At 40.0% G+C, this 912-nt stretch carries 2 protein-coding genes; both read left to right on the top strand.

Annotated features, from left to right (window positions below; genetic code table 11):
* Nucleotides 1-63 precede the first annotated feature (63 nt).
* On the top strand, nt 64-414 hold the full coding sequence (locus Q0895_RS13390; protein WP_299189788.1) for an IS630 transposase-related protein: 351 nt from the start codon (nt 64-66) through the stop codon (nt 412-414).
* Nucleotides 341-907, top strand: coding sequence for an IS630 family transposase (locus Q0895_RS13385; RefSeq protein ID WP_299189784.1), 567 nt, complete (start codon nt 341-343; stop codon nt 905-907). Before Q0895_RS13390 ends, Q0895_RS13385 begins: the two co-directional genes overlap by 74 nt.
* The last annotated feature ends 5 nt before the right edge of the window (nt 908-912 follow it).

Genomic DNA, 912 nt, shown 5'->3' with positions numbered 1-912 from the left:
TATAGTCTAATCCAAATAAAACCGATACAATCCTATTAACAATTGCATTTAATGAAATAAACGATGACTTATTCAATAGACTATCGCAAACAGGTACTTTTTAGCATCGCTGATGGTATGACCATACGAGAAGCTGCGCTATTTTATGGACTTAGCACAAGCACCATTCATAGCTGGCAGCAGAACCTAACTCCTAAAACAACCAGAAATAAAGCACCGACTAAAATACCTGATGACGCATTGATTGAAGACGTAAAAAGATACCCAGATGATTATAACTATGAAAGAGCTCGTCGCTTGAACTGTAGTCAAACGGGTATCTTTAATGCTTTAAAGCGTCTTGGTATCAGTCAAAAAAAAGACCTTAGAACATCCAAAAGCGTGTCCGATAAAAAGAGCGGTATTCCAGAGTAGGCTTGATCGCTTTACGCAGCAAGGCTATCCCATTGTGTACATGGATGAAAGCGGCTTTGAGGCTGAAACCATTCGTTCTCATGGCTATGCACCGATAGGTAAACCCTGTATCGATAGCTACAACTGGCAAGCTCCGAGACGAACGAATGTCATCGGAGCTCTCTATGAAAAGATGCTGTTTGCCCTTGATTACTTTGAGCAGAACATCAATAGCAATATATTTTATGACTGGTGTAAGTTCACACTTATTCCAAGTCTTAAAACCAAGTGCGTGATTGTCATGGATAACGCTCGGTTTCATAAAAGTAGACGCATTCAAAAACTACTCAATAGGCATGGCCATCGTATTTTATGGCTGCCGCCGTACAGCCCTGATCTGAACCCTATCGAGAAAAAATGGGCACAGGCTAAGTTTCTACGCCAAGGATGGATGGAGAATAATCTACCTAAACTGTTTCATGATATGGGCTGTATCGATTTTATAAAGATTTAACTATA

The sequence above is a fragment of the uncultured Psychrobacter sp. genome (assembly GCF_947495825.1).
GTDB lineage: Bacteria > Pseudomonadota > Gammaproteobacteria > Pseudomonadales > Moraxellaceae > Psychrobacter.
The sequence above is the reverse complement of the archived record's forward strand: the minus strand, read 5'-3'. Positions and strand labels throughout refer to the sequence as shown.